General features: G+C 35.2%; 25 protein-coding genes and 2 tRNA genes. 17 read left to right on the top strand and 10 right to left on the bottom strand.

Annotated elements, in window-relative coordinates; translation table 11 throughout:
* Positions 1-76 precede the first annotated feature (76 nt).
* Together IWX84_RS13245 and IWX84_RS13240 are read left to right on the top strand one after the other, a co-directional pair.
* On the top strand, positions 77-823 hold the full coding sequence (locus IWX84_RS13245; RefSeq protein WP_196851235.1) for a succinate dehydrogenase/fumarate reductase iron-sulfur subunit: 747 nt from the start codon (positions 77-79) through the stop codon (positions 821-823).
* 79 nt (positions 824-902) lie between these two features.
* Positions 903-1,670, top strand: coding sequence for an amidohydrolase (locus IWX84_RS13240; RefSeq protein WP_196851234.1), 768 nt, complete (start codon positions 903-905; stop codon positions 1,668-1,670).
* Between the two features lie 4 nt (positions 1,671-1,674).
* On the opposite strand, the gene IWX84_RS13235 is transcribed toward IWX84_RS13240, so the two are convergent.
* Positions 1,675-3,342, bottom strand: coding sequence for an Ig-like domain-containing protein (locus tag IWX84_RS13235; RefSeq protein WP_196851233.1), 1,668 nt, complete (start codon positions 3,340-3,342; stop codon positions 1,675-1,677).
* A 224-nt stretch (positions 3,343-3,566) separates the two neighbouring features.
* Between IWX84_RS13235 and mce the strand changes: the two genes are divergently transcribed.
* The 3 genes from mce (at position 3,567) to IWX84_RS13220 (ending at position 4,619) form a co-directional block, all read left to right on the top strand.
* Complete coding sequence (gene mce, locus IWX84_RS13230) at positions 3,567-3,968, top strand: methylmalonyl-CoA epimerase (RefSeq protein WP_196851261.1); 402 nt, start codon at positions 3,567-3,569, stop codon at positions 3,966-3,968.
* Between the two features lie 142 nt (positions 3,969-4,110).
* A tRNA-Ile gene (locus IWX84_RS13225) sits at positions 4,111-4,184 on the top strand.
* 207 nt (positions 4,185-4,391) lie between these two features.
* Complete coding sequence (locus IWX84_RS13220; RefSeq protein WP_196851232.1) at positions 4,392-4,619, top strand: hypothetical protein; 228 nt, start codon at positions 4,392-4,394, stop codon at positions 4,617-4,619.
* Positions 4,620-4,651: 32 nt separating this feature from the next.
* On the opposite strand, the gene IWX84_RS13215 is transcribed toward IWX84_RS13220, so the two are convergent.
* A complete protein-coding gene (locus tag IWX84_RS13215) occupies positions 4,652-5,239 on the bottom strand; it encodes a riboflavin synthase (protein ID WP_196851231.1) in 588 nt (195 codons plus the stop codon).
* 58 nt (positions 5,240-5,297) lie between these two features.
* On the opposite strand from IWX84_RS13215, the gene pdxA reads away from it, so the two are divergent.
* The 6 genes from pdxA to accC all read left to right on the top strand — a co-directional run bounded on the left by pdxA (position 5,298) and on the right by accC (position 10,306).
* Positions 5,298-6,347 carry a 4-hydroxythreonine-4-phosphate dehydrogenase PdxA gene (pdxA, locus tag IWX84_RS13210; protein WP_196851230.1) on the top strand — a complete coding sequence of 350 codons (1,050 nt, stop codon included), beginning with the start codon at positions 5,298-5,300 and terminating at the stop codon, positions 6,345-6,347.
* Between the two features lie 84 nt (positions 6,348-6,431).
* Entirely contained in the window at positions 6,432-6,986 is a 555-nt protein-coding gene (locus IWX84_RS13205; protein ID WP_196851229.1) for a YceD family protein, read from the top strand.
* Between the two features lie 9 nt (positions 6,987-6,995).
* On the top strand, positions 6,996-7,190 hold the full coding sequence (gene rpmF, locus IWX84_RS13200; protein ID WP_007137315.1) for a 50S ribosomal protein L32: 195 nt from the start codon (positions 6,996-6,998) through the stop codon (positions 7,188-7,190).
* Positions 7,191-7,362: 172 nt separating this feature from the next.
* The gene (locus tag IWX84_RS13195) at positions 7,363-8,361 is read left to right on the top strand and encodes a beta-ketoacyl-ACP synthase III (RefSeq protein ID WP_196851228.1); all 999 of its coding nucleotides are present in this window, start codon (positions 7,363-7,365) and stop codon (positions 8,359-8,361) included.
* A 23-nt stretch (positions 8,362-8,384) separates the two neighbouring features.
* The gene (gene accB, locus IWX84_RS13190) at positions 8,385-8,864 is read left to right on the top strand and encodes an acetyl-CoA carboxylase biotin carboxyl carrier protein (protein WP_196851227.1); all 480 of its coding nucleotides are present in this window, start codon (positions 8,385-8,387) and stop codon (positions 8,862-8,864) included.
* A 95-nt stretch (positions 8,865-8,959) separates the two neighbouring features.
* Positions 8,960-10,306 carry an acetyl-CoA carboxylase biotin carboxylase subunit gene (accC, locus tag IWX84_RS13185; protein ID WP_073209026.1) on the top strand — a complete coding sequence of 449 codons (1,347 nt, stop codon included), beginning with the start codon at positions 8,960-8,962 and terminating at the stop codon, positions 10,304-10,306.
* Positions 10,307-10,373: 67 nt separating this feature from the next.
* On the opposite strand, the gene IWX84_RS13180 is transcribed toward accC, so the two are convergent.
* Together IWX84_RS13180 and IWX84_RS13175 are read right to left on the bottom strand one after the other, a co-directional pair.
* Entirely contained in the window at positions 10,374-12,275 is a 1,902-nt protein-coding gene (locus IWX84_RS13180; protein ID WP_196851226.1) for an alpha/beta hydrolase family protein, read from the bottom strand.
* Between the two features lie 153 nt (positions 12,276-12,428).
* On the bottom strand, positions 12,429-16,091 hold the full coding sequence (locus tag IWX84_RS13175; RefSeq protein ID WP_196851225.1) for a GEVED domain-containing protein: 3,663 nt from the start codon (positions 16,089-16,091) through the stop codon (positions 12,429-12,431).
* Positions 16,092-16,347: 256 nt separating this feature from the next.
* Between IWX84_RS13175 and IWX84_RS13170 the strand changes: the two genes are divergently transcribed.
* Both IWX84_RS13170 and mtgA read left to right on the top strand, forming a co-directional pair.
* Positions 16,348-17,460: an NAD(P)/FAD-dependent oxidoreductase gene (locus IWX84_RS13170; RefSeq protein ID WP_196851224.1), complete on the top strand. Its 1,113-nt coding sequence runs from the start codon at positions 16,348-16,350 to the stop codon at positions 17,458-17,460.
* Positions 17,460-18,212: a monofunctional biosynthetic peptidoglycan transglycosylase gene (gene mtgA / locus IWX84_RS13165; protein ID WP_196851223.1), complete on the top strand. Its 753-nt coding sequence runs from the start codon at positions 17,460-17,462 to the stop codon at positions 18,210-18,212. Before IWX84_RS13170 ends, mtgA begins: the two co-directional genes overlap by 1 nt.
* 97 nt (positions 18,213-18,309) lie before the next feature.
* Here the strand turns inward: mtgA and IWX84_RS13160 are convergent.
* Positions 18,310-18,383, bottom strand: a tRNA-Ala gene (locus tag IWX84_RS13160).
* 197 nt (positions 18,384-18,580) lie between these two features.
* Between IWX84_RS13160 and IWX84_RS13155 the strand changes: the two genes are divergently transcribed.
* From IWX84_RS13155 to IWX84_RS13140, 4 genes are read left to right on the top strand one after another with little or no spacing between them, the layout of a single operon-like run.
* A complete protein-coding gene (locus IWX84_RS13155; RefSeq protein ID WP_196851222.1) occupies positions 18,581-19,348 on the top strand; it encodes an enoyl-CoA hydratase/isomerase family protein in 768 nt (255 codons plus the stop codon).
* 6 nt (positions 19,349-19,354) lie between these two features.
* Positions 19,355-19,528, top strand: coding sequence for a hypothetical protein (locus IWX84_RS13150; RefSeq protein WP_196851221.1), 174 nt, complete (start codon positions 19,355-19,357; stop codon positions 19,526-19,528).
* Positions 19,529-19,563: 35 nt separating this feature from the next.
* Positions 19,564-20,028 carry a 6-pyruvoyl trahydropterin synthase family protein gene (locus tag IWX84_RS13145; protein WP_196851220.1) on the top strand — a complete coding sequence of 155 codons (465 nt, stop codon included), beginning with the start codon at positions 19,564-19,566 and terminating at the stop codon, positions 20,026-20,028.
* A 4-nt stretch (positions 20,029-20,032) separates the two neighbouring features.
* Entirely contained in the window at positions 20,033-20,788 is a 756-nt protein-coding gene (locus IWX84_RS13140; protein ID WP_196851219.1) for a UDP-2,3-diacylglucosamine diphosphatase, read from the top strand.
* A gap of 180 nt (positions 20,789-20,968) precedes the next feature.
* On the opposite strand, the gene IWX84_RS13135 is transcribed toward IWX84_RS13140, so the two are convergent.
* The 5 genes from IWX84_RS13135 to IWX84_RS13115 form a co-directional block, all read right to left on the bottom strand.
* The gene (locus IWX84_RS13135) at positions 20,969-22,243 is read right to left on the bottom strand and encodes an MFS transporter (RefSeq protein ID WP_196851218.1); all 1,275 of its coding nucleotides are present in this window, start codon (positions 22,241-22,243) and stop codon (positions 20,969-20,971) included.
* A 15-nt stretch (positions 22,244-22,258) separates the two neighbouring features.
* Positions 22,259-23,956 (bottom strand): single-stranded-DNA-specific exonuclease RecJ, encoded by a 1,698-nt coding sequence (recJ, locus tag IWX84_RS13130; protein ID WP_196851217.1) that lies wholly within the window; start codon positions 23,954-23,956, stop codon positions 22,259-22,261.
* Positions 23,957-24,109: 153 nt separating this feature from the next.
* Positions 24,110-25,300 (bottom strand): ATP-binding protein, encoded by a 1,191-nt coding sequence (locus IWX84_RS13125; protein ID WP_196851216.1) that lies wholly within the window; start codon positions 25,298-25,300, stop codon positions 24,110-24,112.
* 120 nt (positions 25,301-25,420) lie between these two features.
* On the bottom strand, positions 25,421-25,768 hold the full coding sequence (locus IWX84_RS13120) for a HopJ type III effector protein (protein ID WP_196851215.1): 348 nt from the start codon (positions 25,766-25,768) through the stop codon (positions 25,421-25,423).
* A gap of 16 nt (positions 25,769-25,784) precedes the next feature.
* On the bottom strand, positions 25,785-26,840 hold the full coding sequence (locus IWX84_RS13115; protein ID WP_196851214.1) for a flavin monoamine oxidase family protein: 1,056 nt from the start codon (positions 26,838-26,840) through the stop codon (positions 25,785-25,787).

The following is a 26,840-nucleotide window of genomic DNA, read 5'->3' as shown; positions in this document are numbered from 1 at the left end:
GTCAAAAGTTAAAAGTCAAAAGTCTTAAAGTAAAGGCTTTCGATTTTAGACTTTCAGACTTTCAAACTAAAAATATATGAAACTTACATTAAAAATATGGCGTCAGAAAAATGCCGCTGCAGAGGGTAAAATTGTAGAATATCCTATTGACGGAATTGAACCAGACATGTCTTTTCTTGAAATGCTTGACATTTTGAACGATGAATTAATCGTAAAAGGAGAGGATACTGTTGCATTTGACCATGATTGCCGTGAGGGAATTTGTGGGATGTGTTCTTTATACATCAATGGTGAAGCGCATGGTCCAGACCGTTTAGTTACCACTTGTCAATTGCACATGCGTAAATTTAAGGATGGAGACACTATCTTTATCGAGCCATTTAGAGCAAAAGCTTTCCCAGTAATTAAAGATTTAGTAGTTGATAGAGGTGCATTTGACAGAATCCAGCAATCTGGAGGTTTTATATCTGTAAACACATCTGGGAACACTATTGATGCAAATACAATTCCTATACCTAAACATGACGCAGATAGAGCTTTTGACGCAGCAACCTGCATCGGTTGTGGAGCTTGTGTAGCAAGTTGTAAAAACTCATCAGCTATGTTATTTGTTTCTGCAAAGGTATCTCAGTTTGCGTTATTGCCACAAGGTAAAGTGGAAGCTGCTGACCGTGTAATGAATATGGTAGCGCAAATGGATGCGGAAGGTTTTGGTAATTGTACTAATACTGGAGCATGTGAAGTAGAATGTCCAAAAGGAATTTCTCTTGAAAATATTGCCAGAATGAACAGAGAATATTTATCTGCGAGTTTGAAAGGATAAACTAATATCTAATATTTATTAAACGCATTCAATTTAAAAGTTGAATGCGTTTTTTTTATCTTTATAAAAATAATTTTAAATGAAAGTTACCTTAATCCAATCGCCTTTAATTTGGGAAAACCCAAAACGAAACCGAAGCTATTTCGAAGGAAAAATAAATTCGATTTCTAATACGACAGATCTGATTGTACTTCCTGAAATGTTTACGAGCGGTTTTACCATGAATCCCAGAGCTGTTGCTGAAACCATGCAAGGCGAAACTGTTTTATGGATGCGGTCTTTGGCGAAAGCCAAAAACTCTGCCATAACAGGTAGTGTAGTTATTGAAGAAAATAATACTTTCTATAATAGGATGTTGTTTGTTTTTCCTTCAGGGGAAATTCAGTTTTATGATAAAAAACATTTATTTACATTGGCCGGGGAAGATAAAGTGTACACCAGCGGAACACAAAAAGTTATCGTCAATTATTTAGGCTGGAAAATTTGTCTCCAAGTGTGTTATGATTTGCGATTCCCTGTGTTTTCTCGAAATTCGGAAGATTATGAACTTTTAATTTATGTGGCGAGTTGGCCAAAAATCAGAATAAATGCTTGGGATGCCTTGATTAAAGCTCGTGCAATAGAAAACATGAGTTATGCTATTGGGGTTAACAGAATAGGCGAGGATGATAATGGATATGAATACACGGGACACTCCCAAGTTGTCGATGTTCTTGGAGAGTATTTAGTGGAACCTACTGAATCCGAAGCTGTTTTCTCCATCGAACTAGACAAAGAGAAAATGATGCTGACAAGACAAAAATTAGGCTTTTTGAATGATAGGGATGCTTTTGAAATTAAAAGTTAATAATTTATTTATTCTTGTTGTCCGTTTTCTTTTTCGGTTCAGGAATATAGGGAAGACTCAAATCAAATACTTGATTTACATCCCAATTCGCGCGAACATCAATTTCTTTTGATAGATAAATAACTTCTTCGGCTTGACGTTTTTCTAAATAATTACCTGAATCCCATTCCTTATTATTGTTCACATCATAAATCACACGAAGAGAATATAAAGTTGGTTCGATTAAATTAAAATCTATCGAAGTGTTTTTGTCTGAATATTCAGTGGCTAAAACTTCTCCTTTTGGATTAGTTAGTTCTACAATTATAGGAAATTGCTTCACATTTTGCAAAGACACACTAAGGTTTCCAAATTCAGCGAAACTTTTTGTTTTTATTTTATATTCCAAAGTATCATTTGACTTTTCAAAAAAATCAATCAGCGCTCCAGGTTGAATGGTAAATCCGTAATCTTCAGAAGGTTCCTTCTTAAAATCTAAATACAGTTTTTGATTAAATTCGTCATATTCAGAAGTGAAAGGAATTGAAGTTCCGGCTTTGTTGACTAATTTGATTTTTGAATTATCAAATTTAACTAATGGTGTGGTTGTTTCAAAAGTCATTCGATCCCTGAAATTTAAAGTTTCATTTTGTAAAGCGGTAATGTTCAAAGTGTCTTTTTTCTGATCTTTAATTTTGAATTTGAAATCTTCTATGTATTTATCTTTGGCAACAGCTAAAGATAATGAATCTACTTTTATAGGTTTGTACCAAATTTGGAGAGAATCCTTTTTTGGTAATTGAGTAATAACAATTGCAAGTCCTGAAGCGTCGGAATCATCCCTGTTTTTTAAGATTATTTTCGGTCTTTCACTCGATGAACTTACTTTTCCATCATATCCCATGACTAATCTGTTTCCAGAAGCTTGACTAGGTTTGTAAGCTTTAAATGGGGGAACTTCCTTGAATAATTGTAATTCGTAAACGCTGTCGTTTGGAATGGTGATAAACTGTTTGTTAAATCCAATTTTGTCTTTTTTTGGATTAAATTTATTGTTGCTATTATAATCTTTCATTGCCACAAGAAGGTATTTTCCAGCTTTTAAATTCTCTATTTTAAAGGTTTTTAAACTATCAAGGGTGTTTGTTATGTATCTTGGATTGTCGGTATAAACTACTGAATCCTTAAATTTGTCATTTATTTCGTAAAGCATTACAGAAACAAATGGCTCTGCTTCTTTATTGTAGGAGTCTCTGACTTTCCCGCTGAGAGACAATGAATCGATATGGTCTCCAGTTGAAAATACATATTTAAATTGATTGTATGGATTTCCTTCGTTGTTGTCAGAGATACTTTGACCAAAATTGAAGCTATACGTTGTATGAGGTTGCAGCGTGTCTTTTATTTTAATAGTTATGAATTTACTGGCGGTGGTTGGTAATATCAATGGCTCCTGTTTCATTGGTGGAGATATGATTAACTGCTTATTAAGATTCTTTAATATGATGTTTTCGTCAAAGACCAATTTAATTTCATTTCCTTTGAAATTAGTACTGAAATTTTCAGGGAAACTCATTTTTAAAACAGGTGCGAGTGTGTCTTTTGAGCCTCCGGTTATCGTTCCTCTTTTGGCGCAACTGATTACTAACAGAATCAAAATCAGGGAAATATATCTTAAATTGTTTTTCAACATATCAAATTAGAATTAGAATCTACAAAATAACAATTATAATTAATGGAATTGAAACTTTTATGAAATTATTATGGATGCTTAAGTAGGTTTACTTTTAGGATTCTTCTTATTCTTTTTAGCTTTTAATGTGTAAATTTACCGCAGAAGAAATTTTGAGGTTTTTAAGATATACACTTGGTATACTTTTTAACTTCGTAGCTAAATTATGGTTAAATATTTAAATGATGAGAAAAGTTGAACATATAGGAATTGCAGTTAAAAATTTAGAAGTTTCCAATTTAATTTTCGAAAAATTACTGGGCGCTCCACCTTATAAATTTGAAGATGTAGAAAGTGAAGGGGTAAGTACTTCATTTTTTAATGTTGGTCCAAATAAAATAGAACTTCTAGCCGCTACTAATTCGGATAGTCCTATTGCTAAATTTATAGAGAAAAAAGGGGAGGGTATACATCATATTGCTTTTGATGTAGAAGATATTGTGCTGGAAATAGCGCGTTTAAAGAAAGAGGGATTTATTGTCTTGAACGAAATCCCTAAAAAAGGAGCTGATAATAAGCTAGTTGCGTTTTTGCATCCAAAAAGCACTAATGGTGTTTTGATTGAATTGTGTCAAGAAATAAAATAATTCTTTGGTAGATAAGAGTGTAGTATTCTAATATTCAGTTGGTTTCTGTTTGAAAAAAGTTAATAATTGAACTATATTAAAATCTAAGTCAAAAATATTTGGAGCAAATGAAAAATAGTGGTAATATTGCACACTCTTAACCGGTCCTATAGCTCAGCTGGTTAGAGCACCTGACTCATAATCAGGTGGTCCCTGGTTCGAGCCCAGGTGGGACCACAAAAAACCCCTCAAAATTTATTGATTTTGAGGGGTTTTATATTTTTGTGTATATCGAAATAGGACTGCATGCAAGATGCAAACCTTTGTATAATAAGGACTGGTTTTCGGGATAAATTGATTTTTTTTTGCTAAATTTAATAAAGATTGATAATAAATAGCTGAAATTACTTTTTTTGAACGATTGATTTACTATTTTTGGAAATTATGAACATTTTGCCAAACAAATTTTATCTTTTTATTGCCTTCCTATTTGGGACGTTATATGCTATTGCGGAAAATCCACCGCCACCGCCACTTACTGGAAGACGTAAGCCACCTCCGCCGCCAGGATTACCTATTGATGAGAATATTCTTACGCTAATAATAATTGCATTGCTTTTTGGAATTTATATTATTTACAGTCATAGATTAAAAACAAAAACTCCAATTTAAATTGGAGTTTTTGTTTTTATAAAGTTCTTGCGTTATTTATTAGCATATAATCGAGAGACATATTTCCCAATTACGTCAAATTCCAGATTTATTTTTGTACCTACTTCAAATGATTTAAAATTGGTGTGTTCATAAGTGTAAGGAATAATGGCCACGCTAAATTGATTCTTCTCTGAATTTACTACAGTTAAGCTAACGCCATTTACGGTTATAGAACCTTTTTCAATAGTCATATTGTTTAGTGTTTCGTCGTATTCAAACGTGTAAAGCCAGCTTCCATTAGTTTCTTTTGCAACAATGCAAGTTCCGGTTTGGTCAACGTGGCCTTGCACGATATGGCCGTCAAGACGGTCACCAAGTTTCATGGCTCTTTCAAGATTCACACTGTCTCCTATTTTCCAAGATGCTAAATTTGTTTTTTTAATTGTCTCGTCAATAGCTGTTACGGTGTAAAAAGTATCTTTTAAAGCTACAACAGTCAAACAGATTCCGTTATGAGCTACGCTTTGGTCAATTTTAAGTTCGCCAGTAATGGAGGAATCAATTGTAATATGAATATTGTCTTTGTCTTTTTCTATTTCTTGGATTACACCAAGTGTTTCTATTATTCCTGTAAACATTTCTTGTTTTATTTTACTAAATTTGCACTTCAAAATTAGCAATAAATAACGTTAGGTCATGATGAAAAAGGCAGAAAATATAATCGTTGGAATTTCAATTGGAGATTTAAACGGTATTGGAAGCGAAGTTGTTTTAAAGACATTCGAGGATTCACGGATGTTGGAACTATGTACGCCAGTTATTTTTGCTAATGTGAAAATAATGTCATTCGTAAAAAAAAGTTTTGAGTCAACGTCAATGCTTCACGGAATTGATAAGCTAGATCAAATCGTTGTAGGGAAGATAAATGTTTTAAATCTTTGGAAAGAAGGGGTTGATTTAAATCCTGGAGTGAACGATGAGAAAATTGGTCAATATGCAATAAAATCGTTTATAGCTGCGACTAATGCTTTGAAAGAAGGCCTTGTCGATGTATTAGTAACTGCGCCTATAAATAAGTATAATATACAATCAGAAACATTCAAGTTTCCGGGACATACAGATTATTTGGATCAAGAGTTAGAAGGTGACGCTTTAATGTTAATGGTTCAAGATAATTTAAGAGTTGGTTTATTGACAGATCATATTCCAGTAAGCGAAGTGGCATCTAAACTTACGGAAGAGTTGATCATAAAAAAAATCCAAACAATAAAACAATCATTAATCCAGGATTTTAGCATCACTAAGCCCAAGATTGCTGTTTTAGGTTTAAATCCACATTGTGGTGATGGTGGGGTAATTGGTAAGGAAGATGATTCAATAATAAAGCCTGCTTTGAAAAAATTATTTGAAAAAGGCACCTTGGTATTTGGTCCTTTTGCTGCTGATGGTTTTTTTGGTAGCAACCAATATGAAAAATACGATGCTGTTATTGCGGCTTATCATGATCAAGGGTTGATTCCGTTTAAAACATTGTCTTTTGGTAAAGGAGTCAATTATACCGCGGGATTAAATAAAATCAGAACATCTCCTGATCACGGGACTGCTTATGATATAGCAGGGAAAGGTATTGCGGACTATAATTCATTTAAAGAAGCGGTTTATCTGGCTATTGATGTTTATAATTCCAGAAATCAGTACAAGGAAATCAGTGAAAAACCGCTGAAAACAAAAGAAAGACAGTTATAAACAAAAAAAGGTGAATAAGATTATTTGTTTTGCAATAATTTTATATCTTTGCACTCCCGAAGATTAGGGTAAATTGTTGTTGAAATGAACAAGACAAAAGAATATTTAATTCCTTTCGTAGGATTAAAGCTAGGCAAACATCAATTTGAATATCAAATCAATAATGCGTTCTTTGAAATCTTTGATTATACTGAATTTCAAAATTCAAATATCAAAGTTAATGTAGTTTTAGAGAAGAAAAGCAACATGCTAGAGCTTAGTTTCAAGCATGCAGGAACTGTAAATGTTCCTTGCGATCTTACAAGTGAAGATTTTGATTTGCCAATTAAAGGCAAGATTAAATTGATTGTGCGTTTTGGAGAAACGTATAATAATGACAATGAAGATTTGCTTATTTTACCATTTGGTGAGTTTGAAATAGATGTTTCACAATCTATTTATGAAATGGTAGTGCTCTCCGTCCCTCTAAGACGAGTTCATCCAGGAGTTAAAGATGGAAGTTTAAATACTGAAGCCTTAACAAAGCTGAAAGAATTGACAATAAAAGAACAAAAAAAAGAGCATAAAAAAGAAGTACAAAAAGAAGAAAATATTGACCCGCGTTGGGACAAATTAAAGCAACTATTAACGGATAAATAATATAGTAAAATGGCGCATCCTAAGAGAAAAATCTCCAAAACAAGAAGAGATAAGAGAAGAACACATTACAAAGCTACTGTAGCACAAATCGCTACTTGCCCTATAACTGGCGAAGCACACTTGTATCACAGAGCCTACTGGCATGAAGGAAAAATGTATTACAGAGGGCAAGTTGTTATAGATAAATCTGTAGCTGTTGCTTAATACATTTTTGTAAATGATATTCGAACTCTCACATCGTGAGAGTTTTTTTGTTGTTTCTAATTTCCATTTAAATAAGAAGTCTTAAAACGGTATGTTTTGGATTTTTTTTGTAATTTTAAGGTCTTTTAAAAATTTTCAAATGGCAACATTTGACTAGTAATAAGCGAATACAATGAATACAATTACGGCCGCAATTACCGCTGTTGGAGGCTATGTACCAGAATTTGTGCTTTCAAACAAAATTCTGGAAACCATGGTTGACACAAATGACGAGTGGATTACTTCTCGAACAGGAATAAAAGAAAGAAGAATCCTTAAAGATAAGGACAAAGGAACGTCCTTTCTTGCTATTAAGGCAGCTCAGGATTTATTAGCTAAAGCCAATATTGACCCTTTAGAAATCGATTTAGTAATAATGGCAACTGCTACACCGGACATGCCAGTAGCGGCGACAGGAGTATATGTAGCTACTGAAATAGGAGCCACAAATGCATTTGCTTATGATTTGCAAGCAGCATGTTCCAGCTTTTTATTCGGAATGTCTACTGCTGCAGCTTACATAGAATCTGGAAGGTACAAAAAAGTACTTTTAATTGGTGCGGATAAAATGTCATCTATAGTCGATTATACTGATAGATCAACCTGTATAATTTTTGGAGATGGTGCAGGAGCAGTTTTATTCGAACCTAATTACGAAGGATTAGGACTACAAGATGAATATTTGCGAAGCGATGGAATTGGTCGGGATTTTTTAAAAATTGATGCCGGCGGATCTCTTCATCCAGCTTCCTCAGAAACAATAAAAGAAAACAGACACAATATCATACAAGATGGGAAGACTGTTTTCAAATATGCTGTAACGAACATGGCTGATGCCAGTGAGTTAATTTTGAAAAGAAATAACCTAACTAATGAAGATGTCGATTGGTTAGTGCCGCATCAGGCTAATAAACGTATTATTGATGCCACTGCTAATCGAATGAATTTAGAGGATTCTAAAGTTCTAATCAATATCGAAAAATACGGAAATACAACATCAGCGACCTTGCCATTAGTACTCTACGATTTTGAGCATTTGTTCAAAAAAGGAGATACAATTATTTTGGCAGCTTTCGGAGGCGGATTTACTTGGGGATCCATTTATCTAAAATGGGCATACGATAAAAAATAAATTTAAACTAAAAATAACCAATTATGGATTTAAAAGAAATTCAAAATTTAATCAAGTTTGTAGCTAATTCTGGAGTTGCAGAAGTTAAATTAGAAATGGATGATGTTAAAATCACTATTAGAACAACTTTAGAAGGAAATGTAACCGAGACGACGTATGTACAACAAATGCCAAATCATGCTCCCCTTCAACAAGCAGTAGCTCCTCAGCAAATTGCTGCGGTTGCTCCAGTGGCAGAAGCTCCGGTGGCAGAAAATGCTCATTACATCACTATAAAATCTCCAATTATTGGAACTTTCTATAGAAAACCATCGCCAGACAAACCTATGTTTGTTGAAGTAGGTAAAACTATTGCTAAAGGAGACGTGCTTTGTGTTATTGAAGCTATGAAGTTGTTTAATGAAATTGAATCTGAAGTATCTGGTAAAATTGTAAAAATATTGGTGGATGATATGTCACCTGTAGAATTTGATCAGCCTTTATTCTTAGTAGACCCATCTTAAATTAATTATAAATTATGAATTATAAATTATGAATTGGTTTTTGATCAATCATAATTTTAAAAAACTCATAACTCATAACTCATAACTCAAAATAGATGTTTAAAAAAATATTAATTGCAAATAGGGGAGAAATTGCGCTTCGCGTAATTAGAACATGCAAGGAAATGGGTATCAAAACTGTAGCTGTTTATTCTACTGCTGATGCTGAAAGTCTTCATGTAAAGTTTGCTGACGAAGCAGTTTGTATAGGGCCGCCTCCAAGTAACTTGTCTTATTTAAAGATGTCCAATATTATTGCCGCTGCTGAAATTACCAATGCAGATGCTATACATCCAGGATACGGATTTCTTTCTGAAAATTCAAAATTTTCTAAAATTTGTCAAGAACACGGAATCAAATTCATTGGCGCTTCTCCGGAAATGATTGATCGAATGGGAGACAAAGCTTCTGCTAAATCAACCATGATTGAAGCTGGTGTTCCTTGTGTTCCAGGTTCAGTAGGAATATTAGAATCTTATGAACAAGCTTTACAGCTTTCGAGAGATTTTGGTTTTCCAGTAATGCTTAAAGCGACTGCTGGTGGTGGTGGAAAAGGAATGCGAGCGGTTTGGAAAGAAGAAGATTTGTTAAAAGCTTGGGAAGATGCCCGTCAGGAATCTGCTGCTGCTTTTGGAAATGATGGAATGTATCTGGAAAAATTAATCGAAGAACCTCGTCATATTGAAATTCAAGTTGTTGGTGATTCTTATGGGAAAGCCTGTCACCTTTCAGAAAGAGATTGTTCTGTTCAAAGACGTCATCAAAAATTAACTGAAGAGACTCCATCTCCATTTATGACCGATGAATTGCGTCAAAAAATGGGTGAAGCAGCTGTAAAAGCAGCTGAATATATTAAATACGAAGGTGCAGGAACAGTAGAGTTTTTGGTTGATAAAAACCGTAACTTTTACTTCATGGAAATGAATACCCGTATTCAGGTGGAGCATCCTATTACGGAACAAGTTATTGATTATGACTTAATCCGTGAGCAAATAATGGTTGCAGCTGGAATTCCTATTTCAGGTAAGAATTATTTACCACAATTGCACGCCATTGAATGTAGAATTAATGCGGAAGATCCTTATAATGATTTCCGTCCTTCTCCAGGAAAAATCACAACTCTTCATATGCCAGGAGGACACGGTGTTCGTTTAGACACACATGTTTACTCCGGTTATACCATTCCGCCAAATTACGATTCTATGATTGCAAAGTTAATTACTACGGCGCAATCAAGAGAAGAAGCAATTAGCAAAATGAGAAGAGCCTTAGATGAATTTGTAATTGAAGGAATAAAAACAACTATTCCATTCCACAGACAGTTAATGGATGATCCGAGATATATTGCAGGGAATTATACAACTGCTTTTATGGATACTTTTAAAATGAACGATCCAGAATAAAGGAATTCTATTTATAAAAAAACCTCGCTGCAAAGCGAGGTTTTTAGTTTTCCATCCATATGTAAATTTACAAAGTTTCTTTCAACCATTTGTAAAACTCTTTTTGCCAAACTTGAGCATTTTGAGGTTTTAACACCCAATGGTTTTCTTCTGGGAAATACAAGAATCTGCTTTTTATACCTCGTAATTGTGCCGCTTGAAAAGCTTCCTGTCCTTGTCCTATTGGCACACGAAAATCTTTTCCACCTTGAATGATTAATATAGGTGTATTCCATTTTTCTACCATAGTCATAGGGTTAAAAGTCGTGTAGGTTTTTTGGGCAACAGCATTGTCTTTTTCCCAATATGCTCCACCAAAATCCCAGTTGTTAAAGAAAACTTCCTCTGTGGTGCCAAACATACTTTGGGTGTTATAAACTCCATCGTGAGCGATAAAAGTTTTAAACCTGTTGTTGTGAATTCCAGCTAAATAAAATACGGAATAACCACCATAACTGGCACCAACACATCCCAATCTTCTTTTATCTACATAGTTTTCTTTGGCGACATCGTCAATTGCAGATAGATAATCATTTATGACTTGTCCGCCCCAATCTTTGCTTATTTGTTCGTTCCAAGCTACGCCATGACCTTGCATTCCGCGGCGGTTTGGCGCTACAACAACGTAACCGTTTGCTGCCATTAATTGAAAATTCCAACGAAAAGAATAGCTTTGTGTTAACGGAGATTGTGGTCCTCCTTGGCAATATAAAAGCGTTGGATATTTTTTTGAAGCATCAAAATTTGGAGGAAGAATTACCCAAACTAACATTTTCTTGCCATCTGTTGTGGTAACGTATCTTCTTTCGGTTTTGCTTAACGCCAAAGACTTATAAGTTGCCGTATTTATATTTGATAATTGTTTCCAATTTTTTTTCTTTAAATTAAATGAAAAAATTTCAGCCGCATGATTCATGTCTGTTCTAGTTACGATGATATTTTCGCCGGAAAATCCAAGTAAATCGTTTACATCAAAATCACCATTTGTAATTTGGCTGACCCTAACAGCTATTTTAGTCAAACCTGGAAAATTAACTTCGAATAATTGTTTTGTTCCATCGATTGGCGCAACAAAATAGATTTTTTTGCCGTCGCTACTCCACATAAAATGATCCACAGTACCATCCCAATTGGCAGTCAAATTCATCTTCATTCCCTTGAAACTAACAACTAAGTCATTTTTGTCCGCTTCGTAGCCATCGCGTTTCATTTGTAGCCAAGTCAGATTTCTTGTTGGCGAAAATTGCGGGGCCATGTCATACCCAAGATTTTCTTCGGTTCTGTTTATGGTTTTTCCAGTTTCCAGATTGTACTCGAAAATATTGGTGTTTGTGGAAATAGCATATTGTGTTCCTGCTTTTTTCTTACTCACGTAAAGAATGTTTTTGCTGTCTGGGGACCAAATGTAATCTTCGTCTCCACCAAAAGGTTTCTGTGGGCTATCGAAATTTTCACCTTTAAGAATGTCAATTCCAACAGAACCTTCCTTGTTTTCTTTGTAAAAAACATGATTGAATTTACCTTCATTCCAAGTATCCCAGTGACGATAATCGAGGCCGTTGTAGATTTGAACTTCTGACTTTTCTAACTGAGGATAAAAATCTTTACCAAGTACTTTATCGACTTTCACTTCTTCATTGTAAACAATGTATTTGCCGTCTGGCGAAATGTTCTTGTCTTTTAAAATTTCCTTAGTGTCTTTTACCTCGGTTGGATTTCCCCCAATTACTGGTAAAGTGTAAAATTTTGAGTTTGATTTGTTTTCCTCAATAGATGGAGTGGAAACTTTATAGACGATGTTTTTTCCGTCTTTGGAAATACCTAACGGGGTTATTCTTCCTAGTTTCCAAAGTAATTCGGGGGTCATTACATTTTGTGCTACTGCATTCAAACTAATCATTGTTAGAGTTAAAAAAAGTATTTTTTTCATTTTAAAATTGATTTTTTATAAAGGATAAAATTACTCATTTAAGTCCAAAAAAAAACTACCTCAATTGAGATAGTTTTTAGTTTTAATTTCTTGCTCCTTTTGGTAGTATTAGGACTTTCCAAATTAGAGGGAGGAAAAATGCGTTTTTATTTGTTATTGTTTGATAAAGCGTTTTACTGAAGTTGTTTCCTTATCAGTAATTTCTAAAATATAATTACCAGCATTAATATTCGAAACATCGATTGAACCGTTAGATAATTTACCATTGATAATCATTTGTCCCAATAAGTTATACACTTTAAATGTAGCATTTTCAGAAACTGAAGTTACATTTATAATTGAAGAGGTTGGATTAGGGTATAATTTAATATCTGTGATCGTGTTTCGTGATGTTTCAGATTGTTTTGCTCCAGAAACTATATTTATGGTATAATCTTCCACTTGTCCATATGAGAAAGCTTCACAAGCGGTTGGAATTGCATTGTATTTCATCGAAACTCTCATCCTTGTTGAACCAATTGTTGCGGTTGCAGGAATGGTGAATGTTCCAGAAACAGGAGTCGTAGTTGAAGCGGCTTTAGTCCAAACTTGTTCCCCAGCATCAGCAAAATCTCCATCTTGATTATAATCAACCCAAACAGAATATCCTTCTGAATAAGCGGTACTAGTCCATGCTGGAGTAATAGTAATAGTGTTGGCTGTGTTAAGAGTTAGATTTGTTGAAATACTTGTAAAATCAGTATAACCCGTTCCTCCAGTTGAAGTATTGTTGATAGTTCCAAGAACCACCTTACCAATTTTTTCATCAGCAACACTGTTTCCTTGAGAAGTACAATAAGTAGAAACGACAACAGCTAAAGTGGTAACATTAACTATATTACTTGAAGCAGAAATATTTCCGGCAGCATCTTTAGCTTTTACTGAAAAAGTATAGGCAGTTGAAGCGGTTAATCCTGAAACAGCATAAGTTGTTCCTGTAACAGTAGCTTTTAGAGTAGCGCCTTGATATACCTCATAACCTGTTACGGCTACATTGTCTGTAGAGGCTGTCCAAGTTAAATTTGTTGTAGTTTGAGTAGTCCCGGAAGCAGCTAAAGCCGCAGGTGTAGTAGGAGCCGTTGTGTCAGGTGTTCCTGCAACAATATTTATCGTATAATCTTCAACTTGACCATAAGGGAAAGTTTCGCAAGCAGTTGGGATTGCATTGTATTTCATTGAAACTCTCATTCGTGTAGCGCCTGATGTTGCTGTTGATGGAATTGTGAATGAACCAGAAACTGGAGTTGTAGTAGATGCAGCATTAGACCACACTAATTCACCAGCATCAGTAAATAATCCATTTTGATTGTAGTCAATAAAAACTGCATATCCTTCTGGGTAAGCTGTGGCTGTCCAAGATGGTGTAACTGTAATCGTGTTTGCAGTTCCTTTGGTAGCATTTGTAGATAATGAAGTAAAGTCTTCATAACCTGCTGTTCCAGTTGAAGTGTTGCTAATAGTTCCTAAAACTACTTTTCCAATTTTTTCATCAGCGGTACTGCTTCCTAGAGAAGCACAATAAGTGATAGATGTAGTTGAAGTTGTAACATTTACTGCATTACTTGAAACAGAAATATTTCCGGCAGCATCTTTTGCTTTTACTGAGAATGTATAGGCAGTTGAAGCTGTTAATCCTGTTACAGCATATGTTGTTCCTGTAACTGTTGCTTTCAAAGTTGCTCCTTGGTAAACATCATAACCTGTTACAGCTACATTATCAGTAGAAGCTGTCCAAGATAAATTAGTAGTTGTAGCTGTAGTTCCGGCTGCCGCCAATGTTGTTGGTGCAGATGGAGCAACTGTATCAGAAGAACCTGTTGTAATAGTAAAATTGGTATTTGAAACATCAAAGAAAATATGATTAGTTCCTTTTACCATGATTCTATTTAGTGTTCCGGCAGTATTAGGAATTGTTACCGCTTGTGTCCCATCATTTGGAGTTGCAGCAAGTAGTGTAATAGGATACGTATTTCCTCCGTCAGTTGATAAAAGAATATCAACATTTGCAGTATTAACTCCATTTGCAGTTGTACCTGCAACATTCCAAGTTATAGTTTGAGATGATCCACCTACATAAGAAACTGCAGTGTTTGGAGAACTAACAGAAAAAGGTCCCGCAGTTGCATTTACGGTAATTAAAGCATCATCACTATTGTTTGCCGGTCCACCAGCATGATTGTCACGAACAGTTAATCTAAAGTTCAATGTACGCGCCACAGAAGACAAAGCCTCTACCGTAAGTTCAGTTCCTGCTGTAGTTGTTGCTCCTGTCAATACGGATGACATTTTAGGAAAATATCGAACTGTTGAAGCGCTAGGGGCATAAGATCTGAAATTTGGTCCCGTTGTTTTAGTAGCACTTGGTGCAGCGGCAGTTGTACCATTGTCCATTTGTTCCCAATCATAAGTAAGAACGTCACCGTTTGCATCAGTTCCAGCACCCGTCAACATAAAAGGAGTGCTTTTTGGAATAGTATAATCTAAACCAGCGCTAGCTGTTGGAACGGCATTACCAGTAAGAGTTGTAGTTTGACAAGTAGTTGTTTTTACGTAATTGGTTACTTGTTGAATTGTTTCCGCATGGAAAAAAGGATCAGAATGTGGTTGAACATCTAATGCAGTAATACCCGCATAACCCATAATTGTAGAACCTGAACCCGGTTCCATTTGAGCTCCAGTTCCTTCATTACTATGAGTGAAAGTGTGGTTTCCACCAAATTGATGTCCCATTTCGTGAGCAACATAGTCAATGTCAAAATTATCTCCTTGAGGAATTCCATCACCCGGGGAAGTATATCCGCTTCCTTTTCCTAATGGTACAGTAGTACTTGGGTTTTTACAGACACAACCGATGCAACCTGCATTACCACCACCACCATCACCACCAAATAAGTGACCAATATCATAATTAGCGCTACCTATTACATTTGTAAGGTTAGTTTGCAATTCTTGATTCCAATTTGCTTTAGACGCTGAAGCAGAGTAAGGATCTGTAGAAGCGGTTGTGTAAATTATTAAATCATTATTAGCAATAAGATTCATATGAACGCCGAAATCTTTTTCAAAGACTCCATTTACACGTGTCATAGTATTGTTTATTGCTGCTAAAGCCAAAGCTTTTGTGCCACCAAAATAAGTAGTGTATTCGCCGGTCACAGACTGTGCTAATCTAAAAGTTCTTAGATTTCCATCATCTGCATTAGGTCTGTTTAAAAGACTATTGTTCTTTAAATCTTTTTTGGCATTCTCTATTATCGTACATTCAAATTTTGACAATGAAGCGACTTTATCTGATTTTTTATAGACCACATAAGTGTTTAAATCCTTTGTATAAGGTTCTATAAATACGGCTGATTTATCTGCATTAATAGCCATGGTTTGAACACCAAGAGGAGAGGTGCTAAAATAGATTGAAGATGTAGGATTGTCAATTCCATTTCCTACGTAGGACTTAATTTCTGGATATTTTGCCGCTAAAGCAGGATCCATATTGGAAGATTCAAAAATTCTATAACGTTCTAATTTTCCATCAGCATTTGGAAAAGAAACAATTACGCTTGATTTAGCTGTTGTTGCATTTCGTTTAGGAGAATTTATAAGACTTTTTTGTAGTTCATTTACATCTAGTTCAAATAAGTTAGGGTTCGATATTAATGATTTGTTTTCAAAAACAGTTGAACCGTTTTTCTTAATACTGGTTTTCCACAGAGCTCCTCCTTGGGCATAAGAAAAGCTGGTAATTGCAATTAATGCAATTGAAAGTAGATTTTTTTTCATAAATAGGATTGTGGTATTTGGTTAAATTTAACGTTTCAAATATATAATTAATTTGCCGTTTTAACGAAATTTTATAACAAAATTCCATTTATATGTGTTTAACACTGATTTTAATGTAAATTTTAAGTTAATAGTATTACAAATGATTTTTGGAGCGTTTTAGGAATGGAATACTTTGTTTAATTTTTAATAATTATTTTTATTCAATAGCTTATCAGAGGTAAAAAATATTATTTTTATAAAAATTATTTGCGATATGGATTTAAGTTATTGGGAATTAAAAAATTGGTTTTCAAATGTAGATTACACTATAGTTGGAAGCGGTATTGTAGGTCTCCATACTGCATTGCGCTTGCGCGAAAGATTCCCAGACAGTAAAATTCTGGTTTTAGAGAAGGGAATATTACCGCAAGGCGCCAGTACAAAAAATGCTGGTTTCGCTTGTTTTGGCAGTCTTTCAGAAATTATGGATGATTTAAAATCCCATTCGGAAGAGGAGGTTGTGAATCTTGTAAAAAAACGCTGGAACGGTTTGCAACTATTAAGAAAAACACTTGGTGATGCAGCAATAGATTTTAAACCTTATGGTGGTTATGAGTTGTTTTTAACAGATGATGAAAGTGCTTATTCCGAATGTGTCGGTAAATTATCTTTTATAAATGAAATCCTAAAACCACTTTTTAAAGCCGATGTTTTTGCTAAAGAGGTCGATCATTTTGGATTTGGTGGCATTCAGGAATACCTTATTTTTAATCCATTTGAAGCACAGATTGATACGGGGAATATGATGCAGGCTTTGATGAAACAAGCAGTTTCTGAAAATATTTTGATTTTAAATCAGCAAACGGTAACGTCATATTTGGATAAAGGAAATGGTGTTGAAGTAGCGCTTGGTGATTTTAGTTTTAGCACAAAAAAAATATTGTTTGCGACCAACGGATTTGCAAATGTATTGACGGATGGAGCTGTAAAACCTGCCAGAGCCCAAGTTTTAATTACGGAGCCTATAGAAAATTTAGATATTAAAGGAACTTTTCACCTAGACAGAGGGTATTATTATTTCCGCAATATTGGGGATCGAATTTTAATTGGTGGTGGTAGAAATCTTGATTTTGATACCGAAACTACAACAGAATTTGGTCAAACAGAAATTGTGCAAAATAAATTGGAACAGCTATTAAAAGAAGTAATTTTGCCAAACCATAAATTTGAAATTGCCCATCGCTGGAGTGGTATAATGGGAATAGGAAACAGCAAGAATCCTATAGTTTCCCAATTGTCCGAAAATGTGTATTGTGGAGTAAGATTAGGAGGAATGGGAGTAGCGATAGGAAGTTTAATAGGACAAGAATTAGCAGATTTAATATAATGGCAACCAAAATAACAGCAAGAAAACCAGTAAATAAAGCAAAAAAACCAGTAAAAAAAGACACAACTCCGTTTATGAGTAAATTGACCCGATTTCTATTCAAAATATTATTATGGTTTATTGGCTTGTCACTCTTTTTTGTGGTTCTATTTAAATTTTTGCCCGTACCGTTTACGCCTTTGATGGTAATCCGCGGGATTGAAAATAAGATGGCAGGAAAAGAAAACCATTTTAGTCACGATTGGGAGTCCATTGAAAATATTTCTGTCAATTTACAAAAAGCAGTTATTGCCAGTGAAGATGGGACCTTTCTAAGTCATAACGGTTTCGATTTTGCTGCCTTGCAAAAAGCATATAAGAATAATGAGCGAGGTAGAAGAATAAAAGGCGGAAGTACTATATCTCAACAGACGGCTAAAAATGTATTTCTGTGGCAAGGAAAAAGTTATTTTAGAAAAGGCCTGGAAGCTTATTTTACGGTTTTGATTGAATTGATTTGGGGCAAAGAACGCATTATGGAAGTCTATCTGAATAGTATTGAAATGGGTGATGGGGTTTATGGAGCCCAAGCAGCGGCAGAACATTGGTACAGAAAAGGTGCATCGAGCCTCACGCCACAGCAGGCTGCGGGAATAGCAGCTATTTTGCCGAATCCAAGAAAGTATTCAGCGACAAGTTCTTCTTCCTATATCAATAATAGAAAATCTAAAATTGTCCGCATAATGAGACATGTGGGAAAAATTAAATATTAAAAAACTGTTTAGTTAAGACTTTTACCCTACCTTTTTCTTTTGGGTTAAAAGATAAAAAGCCGCAATCACTTTTAAAACAAGTAATTGCGGTTTTTTGTGGAGAATACCGGATTCGAACCGGTCACCTCTTGCCTGCCAGGCAAGCACTCTAGCCAAATGAGCTAATCCCCCAAAATTTAATCTAAAACGGAAATTTTCCTAAAATCATTCAGAATGGTCTAGCCAACTAAGCTGGATTCTGATGATTATTTGACAAATATAACATATAAATATAGCAAAAAGCAAATTTCAAAAAGACAAATCCATTCTATTTGAAAAAAGACCAAAAGCATCGGCTATTTTTTTAACTTTACAGCAAAATAGGTGCTATGATAACGCAAAATTCAATCGGTTCGCTCATTACAACAATAGAAAATAAAATCGCTACGATCGAATTCGGGCATCCGGCGAGTAATTCTTTTCCGCGGGAATTGTTAGACCGTTTAACAAATGCACTCCACGATTTAAGTAGTAATCCAGAAGTTTCTGTCATTATTATGAAAAGTGAAGGTGCAGGAGCTTTTTGTGCCGGCGCTTCTTTTGATGAACTTTTAGCGGTTTCGAATCAAGAAGAAGGAACAAAATTCTTCTCGGGATTTGCTCACTTACTCAATGCGATGCGCAAGTGTACCAAAATAATTGTAGGACGTATTCATGGGAAAGCCGTAGGTGGGGGCGTTGGGATTGCTTCAGCCTGTGATTATGTATTGGCAACCAAAAGCGCTTCTATAAAATTATCAGAATTAGCGATTGGTATCGGTCCTTTTGTTATAGAACCCGCAGTTTCGAGAAAAATAGGAAAAACAGCATTGGCTGAAATGACTTTGGCGGCTCACGAATGGAAAACGGCCGATTGGGCTGCATCCAAAGGATTGTATGCAGATGTTTTTGAAAACACCGAGGATCTTGATAAAGCATTAGAAAATTTCTGTTCGAAATTAGCTGGTTATAATCCGGAAGCCTTAAGCGAAATGAAAAAAGTCCTTTGGGAAGGAACAGATCACTGGGAAACACTTTTGTTCGAGCGCGCTGCGATTACGGGAAAATTAGTGCTTTCTGACTATTCGAGAAAGGCATTAACTCAATTTAAAAAATAAATTAACATGACAATTATAGCACTCGCTCAACAAGTAAATATTGCCGAAAAACTGAAGCATGCTACCGATAACAGTTATCAGACTGGGGTTATTATTGGGTCATTTGTCCCCTTTGTAATTTTAATCGGGTTGGCGTATTGGATGTATTCCAATGCAAAAAAAAGAGATAAAAACGGGTAATTATTCACTAAATTTGCAATCAAAATAAAATCTCGATGAGCAATATCAGAATTACAAAACAATTTGGTTTCGAAACTGGCCATGCCTTATATGGTTATGACGGAAAATGTAAAAATGTTCATGGACATAGTTATAAATTGTCAGTAACCGTAATTGGGACTCCAATCACGGATAGAAATAATGTAAAATTTGGAATGGTAATCGATTTTACAGATTTAAAAAAAATTGTAAAAGAAGAAATTGTGGATCAATTTGACCATGCAACGGTTTTTAATGAAACAACACCACATATTGAACTGGCAAACGAATTAATACAACGCGGTCATCACGTTATTTTAGTAGATTATCAGCCTACCAGCGAGAATATGGTGATTGATTTCTCACAAAGAATAAAAAATAGATTACCCGATGGAATTACCCTTTTTTCTTTAAAACTTCAAGAAACGGATTCCTCTTTTGCAGAATGGTACGCAAGCGACAATCAAAAATCCATACTTTAGATTCATGCAATTACCAAATAACAAAAAGATATATTTCGCCTCTGATCAGCATTTTGGCGCCCCAACTCCCGAATTAAGTTTTCCCAGAGAGAAAAAATTTGTGGCTTGGCTTGATGAGGTAAAAGTAGATGCGGAAGCGATATTTTTATTAGGCGATTTGTTCGATTTTTGGTTCGAATACAAAACAGTTGTGCCAAAAGGATTTGTTCGGGTTTTAGGCAAACTAGCCGAAATCCGAGATAGCGGCATTCCTATTTATTTCTTCGTAGGAAATCACGATTTATGGATGGAGGATTATTTCCAGAAAGAATTAAATATCCCAGTGTATCACGATAACCAGGAATATACTTTTGGAGACAAAACATTTCTCATTGGTCATGGGGACGGAAAAGGACCAGGCGATATGGGATACAAACGAATGAAGAAAGTATTCACAAATCCGTTTTCAAAATGGCTTTTTAGATGGCTTCATCCGGATATTGGAGTAGGTTTGGCTCAATATCTTTCGGTGAAAAACAAATTGATTTCGGGTGATGAAGATGTAAATTTTCTTGGCGAAGAGAATGAATGGCTTATCCTTTATTCGAAAAGAAAATTAGAAACCAAGCATTATAATTATCTCATTTTTGGTCACCGCCATCTGCCTATGAAAATAACGGTAGGTGAAAACTCAGAATATGTTAATCTGGGCGATTGGATCAGTTATTTCACGTACGGTGTTTTTGATGGAGAAAATTTTGAAATCAAGAAATATTCTTAAATACAGATTATTTGGGCGCATCCCGCCGAAAAAGTTGGGTCGGGCTTTACGCTACAATCTTTGTGGGTCTCGTTAAAAAACGGACCCACAAAGGATTTCCACTGCAATCCCTTGCGCAACGCCCCGCTGTAAATCACATTTATTTTAATCCAGAGTCGAGTGGTGTAATGCAAAATAGATTTATTCCTTGTGATTTTCGTGTTCGTCAATGTCTTTTTGCAAATCCAGTTTTCTAAATGTTGGCGATATTGCTCCAGTAATAAGTACGGTTATAAGTGTCATTGTTCCCCCAAAAACCACTGACGTTACCGTTCCCATTAATTTTGCGGTCAATCCGCTTTCAAAAGCACCCAACTCATTTGAAGAACCCACAAATATAGAATTCACTGCCGAAACCCTGCCTCGCATATGATCGGGAGTTTTAAGTTGTAAAATAGTTTGGCGTATCACCACAGAAACGCCATCGACAACTCCACTTAAAAATAAAGCGGCGACAGATAACCAAAAGATGGTAGAAACTCCAAAGACGATAATACAAATTCCAAAGGCAAAAATCGCTGATAAAAGCTTCATTCCCGCATTTTTATTGAAGGGAATATAAGCTGAAACAATCAATATCAAAAACGAACCAACAGCTGGAGCAGCTCTTAAAACGCCAAATCCTTCGGGTCCCACTTTTAAAATATCCTGTGCAAATATGGGTAAAAGAGACACAGCACCACCAAAAAGAACGGCTATCATGTCGAGCGATAAAGCACTTAAGATGGTTTTATTTTGGAAAACAAATTTCACCCCTTCTTTCAAACTGTCCATAATGGGTTCTCCAATTTTAGGATTCAAAATAGGTTTAGTAGGTATTTGGGATAAAGCAAGTAAAGCAAAAATAGAACACGCAAATACAGAACACATCGACCAGTGAACCCCAATCCAAGTGATAGAAAAACCAGCCACCGCGGGTCCTAGAACGGAACCAATTTGCCAAACGGTACTACTCCATGTAGCGGCATTAGGATATAAATTTTTAGGAACAATTAATGACAAAAGTGAAAATATGGTTGGTCCTAGGAACGATCTTACGATTCCTCCTAAAAACACTAAAAAGTAAATACCATATAAAACCATTTTGGTAGAAAAATCACTTATGAATGTTGGCCATGTCAGTAAAAACAACCCAAAACTAATCACCGAAAACCCCAAAATACATTTGAGAAGTAATCCTTTTTTTTCTTTTTGATCGACAATATGTCCTGCAAACAAAGCCATTGCAATCGCCGGAACTATTTCCATTAAACCAATAATTCCTAGTGAAAGCGGATCTTTGGTTAAGCTATATACTTGCCATTCAATAATAATAAATTGCATGGACCAAGCAAAAACCATGGCGAAACGTAATATTAAAAAGATATTGAATTCTTTATAACGCAAGGCTGCATAAGGGTCGTTTTTCTTCTTCATCTAATGGGTAATCTATTATTTTATATCTCTTAATCTTAATTGTAAACTAATTTTTCCGTTCCATTCGTTCTCATCAATGCAATATACGGCGTCGAATGTTTTTTGATTGGTAGTCAAATCGAATTTGTTTCCTAAACCAAAGCCAATTGCTGCCATACCTCCGATGTCGAAGCTTTGGGGTTGTTTTAAAAATAGTTTTAAATGTTCCTCTTCTTGTCCCATTGGTTTTCCGTATCCCGTATCTTTTACATTTTTTGTCAAAAAAACCGGAGTCATATTTTGAGGTCCAAAAGGCTCAAACTGTTTGAGAATCCGAGTTAATTTTGGAGTAATATCAGCAAAATTAATTTCGGCATCGACTGCAATTTCTGGAATTAGCATATCGGGATGTATGGTTTTTTCCACTTCTTTTTCAAAAGCCTCTTTGAATAGTAAATAATTTTCTTCCTTCAAAGTCATTCCAGCTGCATACATGTGTCCTCCAAATTGCTCCAAATGTTCCGAACACGCTTCCAATGCATTGTACACATCAAAACCTTTAACAGACCTTGCGGATGCTGCATATTTATCGCCACTTTTGGTAAAAACCAGTGTTGGACGATAATAAGTTTCTATAAGTCTTGAAGCTACAATTCCAATCACGCCTTTGTGCCAATCCTCTTGAAAAACTACGGAGGTAAATCGTTCTTTTTCCTCATTGTCATGGATTTGCAGCAGCGCTTCTTTGGTAATTAATTTGTCTAAATCTTTTCGCTCCGAATTATAAGACTCGATTTCGGAGGCAAATTGTTGGGCTTGTTCAAAATCGAATTCGGTTAATAATTCTACTGCGTGATTGCCGTGTTTGATGCGTCCAGCAGCATTTATTCTTGGAGCTATAATAAAAACGACATCGGTAATGTCTAAAGTTTGTTTTTTTATTTGGTGAATCAAAGCCTTGATTCCGGGTCTGGGTTCAGAGTTGATGACTTGCAAACCAAAATAGGCGAGAACGCGATTTTCACCAGTCATCGGAACAATATCGGCAGCAATGGCAGCAGCAACTAAATCCAAATAAGGAATTAAATCCTCAATGGTTTGGTTTCTATTTTTGGCTAAAGCCTGAATCAATTTAAAACCAATTCCGCAACCGCATAATTCATCATATGGATAAGTACAATCGTCTCGTTTTGGATCGAGAACCGCAATGGCATCGGGTAAGAATTCGCCAGGTCTATGGTGGTCACAAATGATAAAATCGATGTTTCTCTCTTTGGCGTAATCCACATGATCGATGGATTTTATACCGCAATCTAAAGCAATTATCAATGAAAATTCATTGTCATCGGCAAAATCAATTCCTTTAAAAGAAATGCCGTAACCTTCGTCATAACGATCTGGAATATAAGTCGCCACATTGGGATAATACGTTCTAAAATACGAAGAAACGAGAGAAACTGCCGTCGTTCCATCGACATCATAATCGCCAAAAACGAGAATATTCTCCTGTTTTGAAATGGCTTTTTCTATTCGTTCAACTGCTTTGTCCATATCTTTCATCAGATAAGGATCGTGCAAGTGGTCTAAAGAGGGGCGAAAAAAGGCTTTAGCTTCTTCGAATGTTTCAATACCACGTTGCACTAATAAGGTCGCCACAAAATCTTCTACATTCAATGCTTTCGCCAAATGATCGATTTTTTCTTCGGAAGGTTTTGGTTTGATGGTCCAGCGCATAATTTTTCGAATTTGAGATTGCTATAAAGCGGGTTTTTTATATAACCATTAAGGAATTAAGATTCATTACCCTTTAATTCTCTTAATTTCTTAATGGTTTAATTTTTTTTAAAGTCTTAAATTTAAAGCGTTTGTCTTGCTGTTTACATGAAATTAATACAAAAAGCCAAAAAGCCAAACTGGAATAATATTTCCAATTCCAACTTCAATATTGTCTTTAGCAATATAACTATTTTTGACGTTATGAATTTGTACTTGTGTTTTGTTTTTTCCTCCAATTTCAAAAGTATATTTTTCATCAATTAAAAAATCACCCTGATCTGCCAAGTGAATTACAGCTAGATTTTTGAATTGATTTACAAAAAAAGTTTCTCTCAAATTACCCACATTAGTATTTCCTTTTGCCAAAGCGTACATCAAATTGGTGTTGTTCAGGAAAAGTTTTTCAGGTTTTGTCAATACGCCAATTCCTTTGGTCGGACGGTACAATTCGTTTACTAATCCCGCTCTTTCCAATTGTTTTATGGCTTGAATCAATACCGCTCTTGAAGCTCCGATTCTTTCGCTCAATTTGGTGATGTTCGGCGTAAAAGGAGCGCTAGTGGCAATGGCAAATAATAATTTTTTGAGTTTAATAATCAAATCGTAACTGATGTGATCTACCGCATTTATATCCACTTCAATTATTAAATTAATAGTGTTTAATAATTTCTGATGGTACAATTTGATGTTTTCCTTGTAGTAAGGATACGCTCCAAACTCGAGATATTTCAAAAATAACGGAATCGGTTTTATTTGCTGCAAAAGCGAATTGGCAATTTCAGTATGATTTTCTAATAAATCTTCTAAGGTGTGCGATTTTAAATCGAGTCCGGTTTCGAAAACAATAAATTCTCTAAAAGACATTTCTTTCAAATCATAAGTCACGGCTCGTCTGCTCAAATCAGATTCAGATTTGTATATTTCCAACATCGAAGAGGAGGTGAATATCACTTTTAATTCGGGAAGATCGTCATAGATCAATTTTAATTCTCTCGACCAATTCGGGTATTTATGAACTTCGTCTAGCAACAAATGGGTCCCTCCAATTTTAGAAAAATCTTTCGCCAAGCCAATTATGGTGTTTTCAATAAAAAACAAATGGTCGAGACTAACAAATAAGCTGGTCTTTAGGTTCAAATGTTTTTTGATATACTGCAACAACATGGTGGTTTTGCCGGAACCTCTCGCTCCTTTTACGGCGATTAATTGGTTATCCCAGTCGATTTCGTCAATCAAATATCGCTGAAATTCTAATGATGTTCGGGTTATTTTTTGTTGAAACTCTAATAATAGATTTTCCATTTTGTTTATTTTAGATACCAAATGTATTAAAAATCGTTATATATGCATAACAATTTTATGTTTTTTTGTTATCTGTAGACAACAATTTTCAAAATAACTGTTAGTTTTAAATAACAATTTTTAGTGTTTTAAAGTCAAAGCACTTCCGTAAAATGCAATTCCGTCCCAACCTGTTTTGATGAAATTGCGAATGTTTTGATGATTCGTTCCTTCGGGATCTCCTAAAACTTCATCGTAGTAATAAGCTCCAAAACAGGATAATGTGGCTGCTTCTGATAAGTTTTGGATTTCGGCGAAAGCAAACAATTTACAAGAGCCTGAGTTTTCTCCTGCTGCATTGTGTTGCAATCCGTTTTCGAATGCAGTTGCAGTAAAATCATAGTTTGCTTCAATTGCCGCAATGGTTTCTGCAAAAGTGATAGCTTCAGGAGTTAGATTTAATTTTTCTAAAAAGGATGTAATATTCATAAAAAACATTTTTATTTTATTGAAATTTTGAAACTATAGTTTTAGCAGCAACAATTGCTCCATCCATATAACCTGGATTTTGAGAAGCCGTTTCTGAACCTGAAATATATAGTTTTTCGTTTAGTAATGCGTTTTTATAGAGAACATGACCATTGTTTTGATGTCCCATAACAAGAGTTTCGTAAGGATAAAAGGCCAGCGAATCCTCTCGCCAAACTTTCTCGTGGTATTCTATGTAATCTGCAGCCGCGGGACCAAAGCCTTTTATTAGTTGAGCGATAACTTTTGCTTTTCGATCTTCTTTAGAAAGCGTATTGGTACCACCATTCAGAAATCCTTTTAACGCAAAACCAGTAGTGTCAAAAGTGCAGTGGTCGTACATTTCATTAATGATGCTGGCTTGACTAAATAAAGTCCCAGAAAAACCATTTTCTCTCCAAAATGGCTTAGCATATTCGACAGCAAATTTTATAGATTCTCCCATCCAAGTATGTGTTTCTTGTGCTAATTGTACGAATGATTCAGGTAAATTAGGCTCAAATTGGATGGTTTTTACCAATAAATTAGGGGGTAATGTGGATATTACTTGAGATGCTAAATATCGGTCGCCATGAGAATCAGTTAGTTCTAATTGATTTCCTATTTCTTTTATCGAAATCACTTTAGTTTGAGTCTTGATGTTCTGCAAACCCACCTGCGATACTAATTTTTCAATTAACATTTTTGTACCGCCAACAATGCGATAAGAGGGTTCTTCAGAATCTGGAATTTCAAATTTTTGCGGAGGCACAAAAGACATGGTTTCAAATAAAGAAACGCCTTGTGTGTGTTGTTTGAAATAGTCCAATTTTAATTCATCGAGCAATTTAATTAATTGAGGATGTTGTCTTCCAAACCAAGTAGCGCCCATTTCCATGGTTGTGGCATGTGAGCCAGTGATTGTTTCTATTCGTCCACCAATTATTTCATTCGCTTCTAATACTATGAATTCAATTCCTTTTTTCAGCAACAAATAAGCAGTCGCTAAACCAGTTAGTCCGGCACCAATGATTATAACTTTTGGTTTACTCAT

This window comes from Flavobacterium sp. CG_9.10 (assembly GCF_015752245.1).
GTDB lineage: Bacteria > Bacteroidota > Bacteroidia > Flavobacteriales > Flavobacteriaceae > Flavobacterium.
This window is presented reverse-complemented; position numbering and strand designations above follow the sequence as displayed.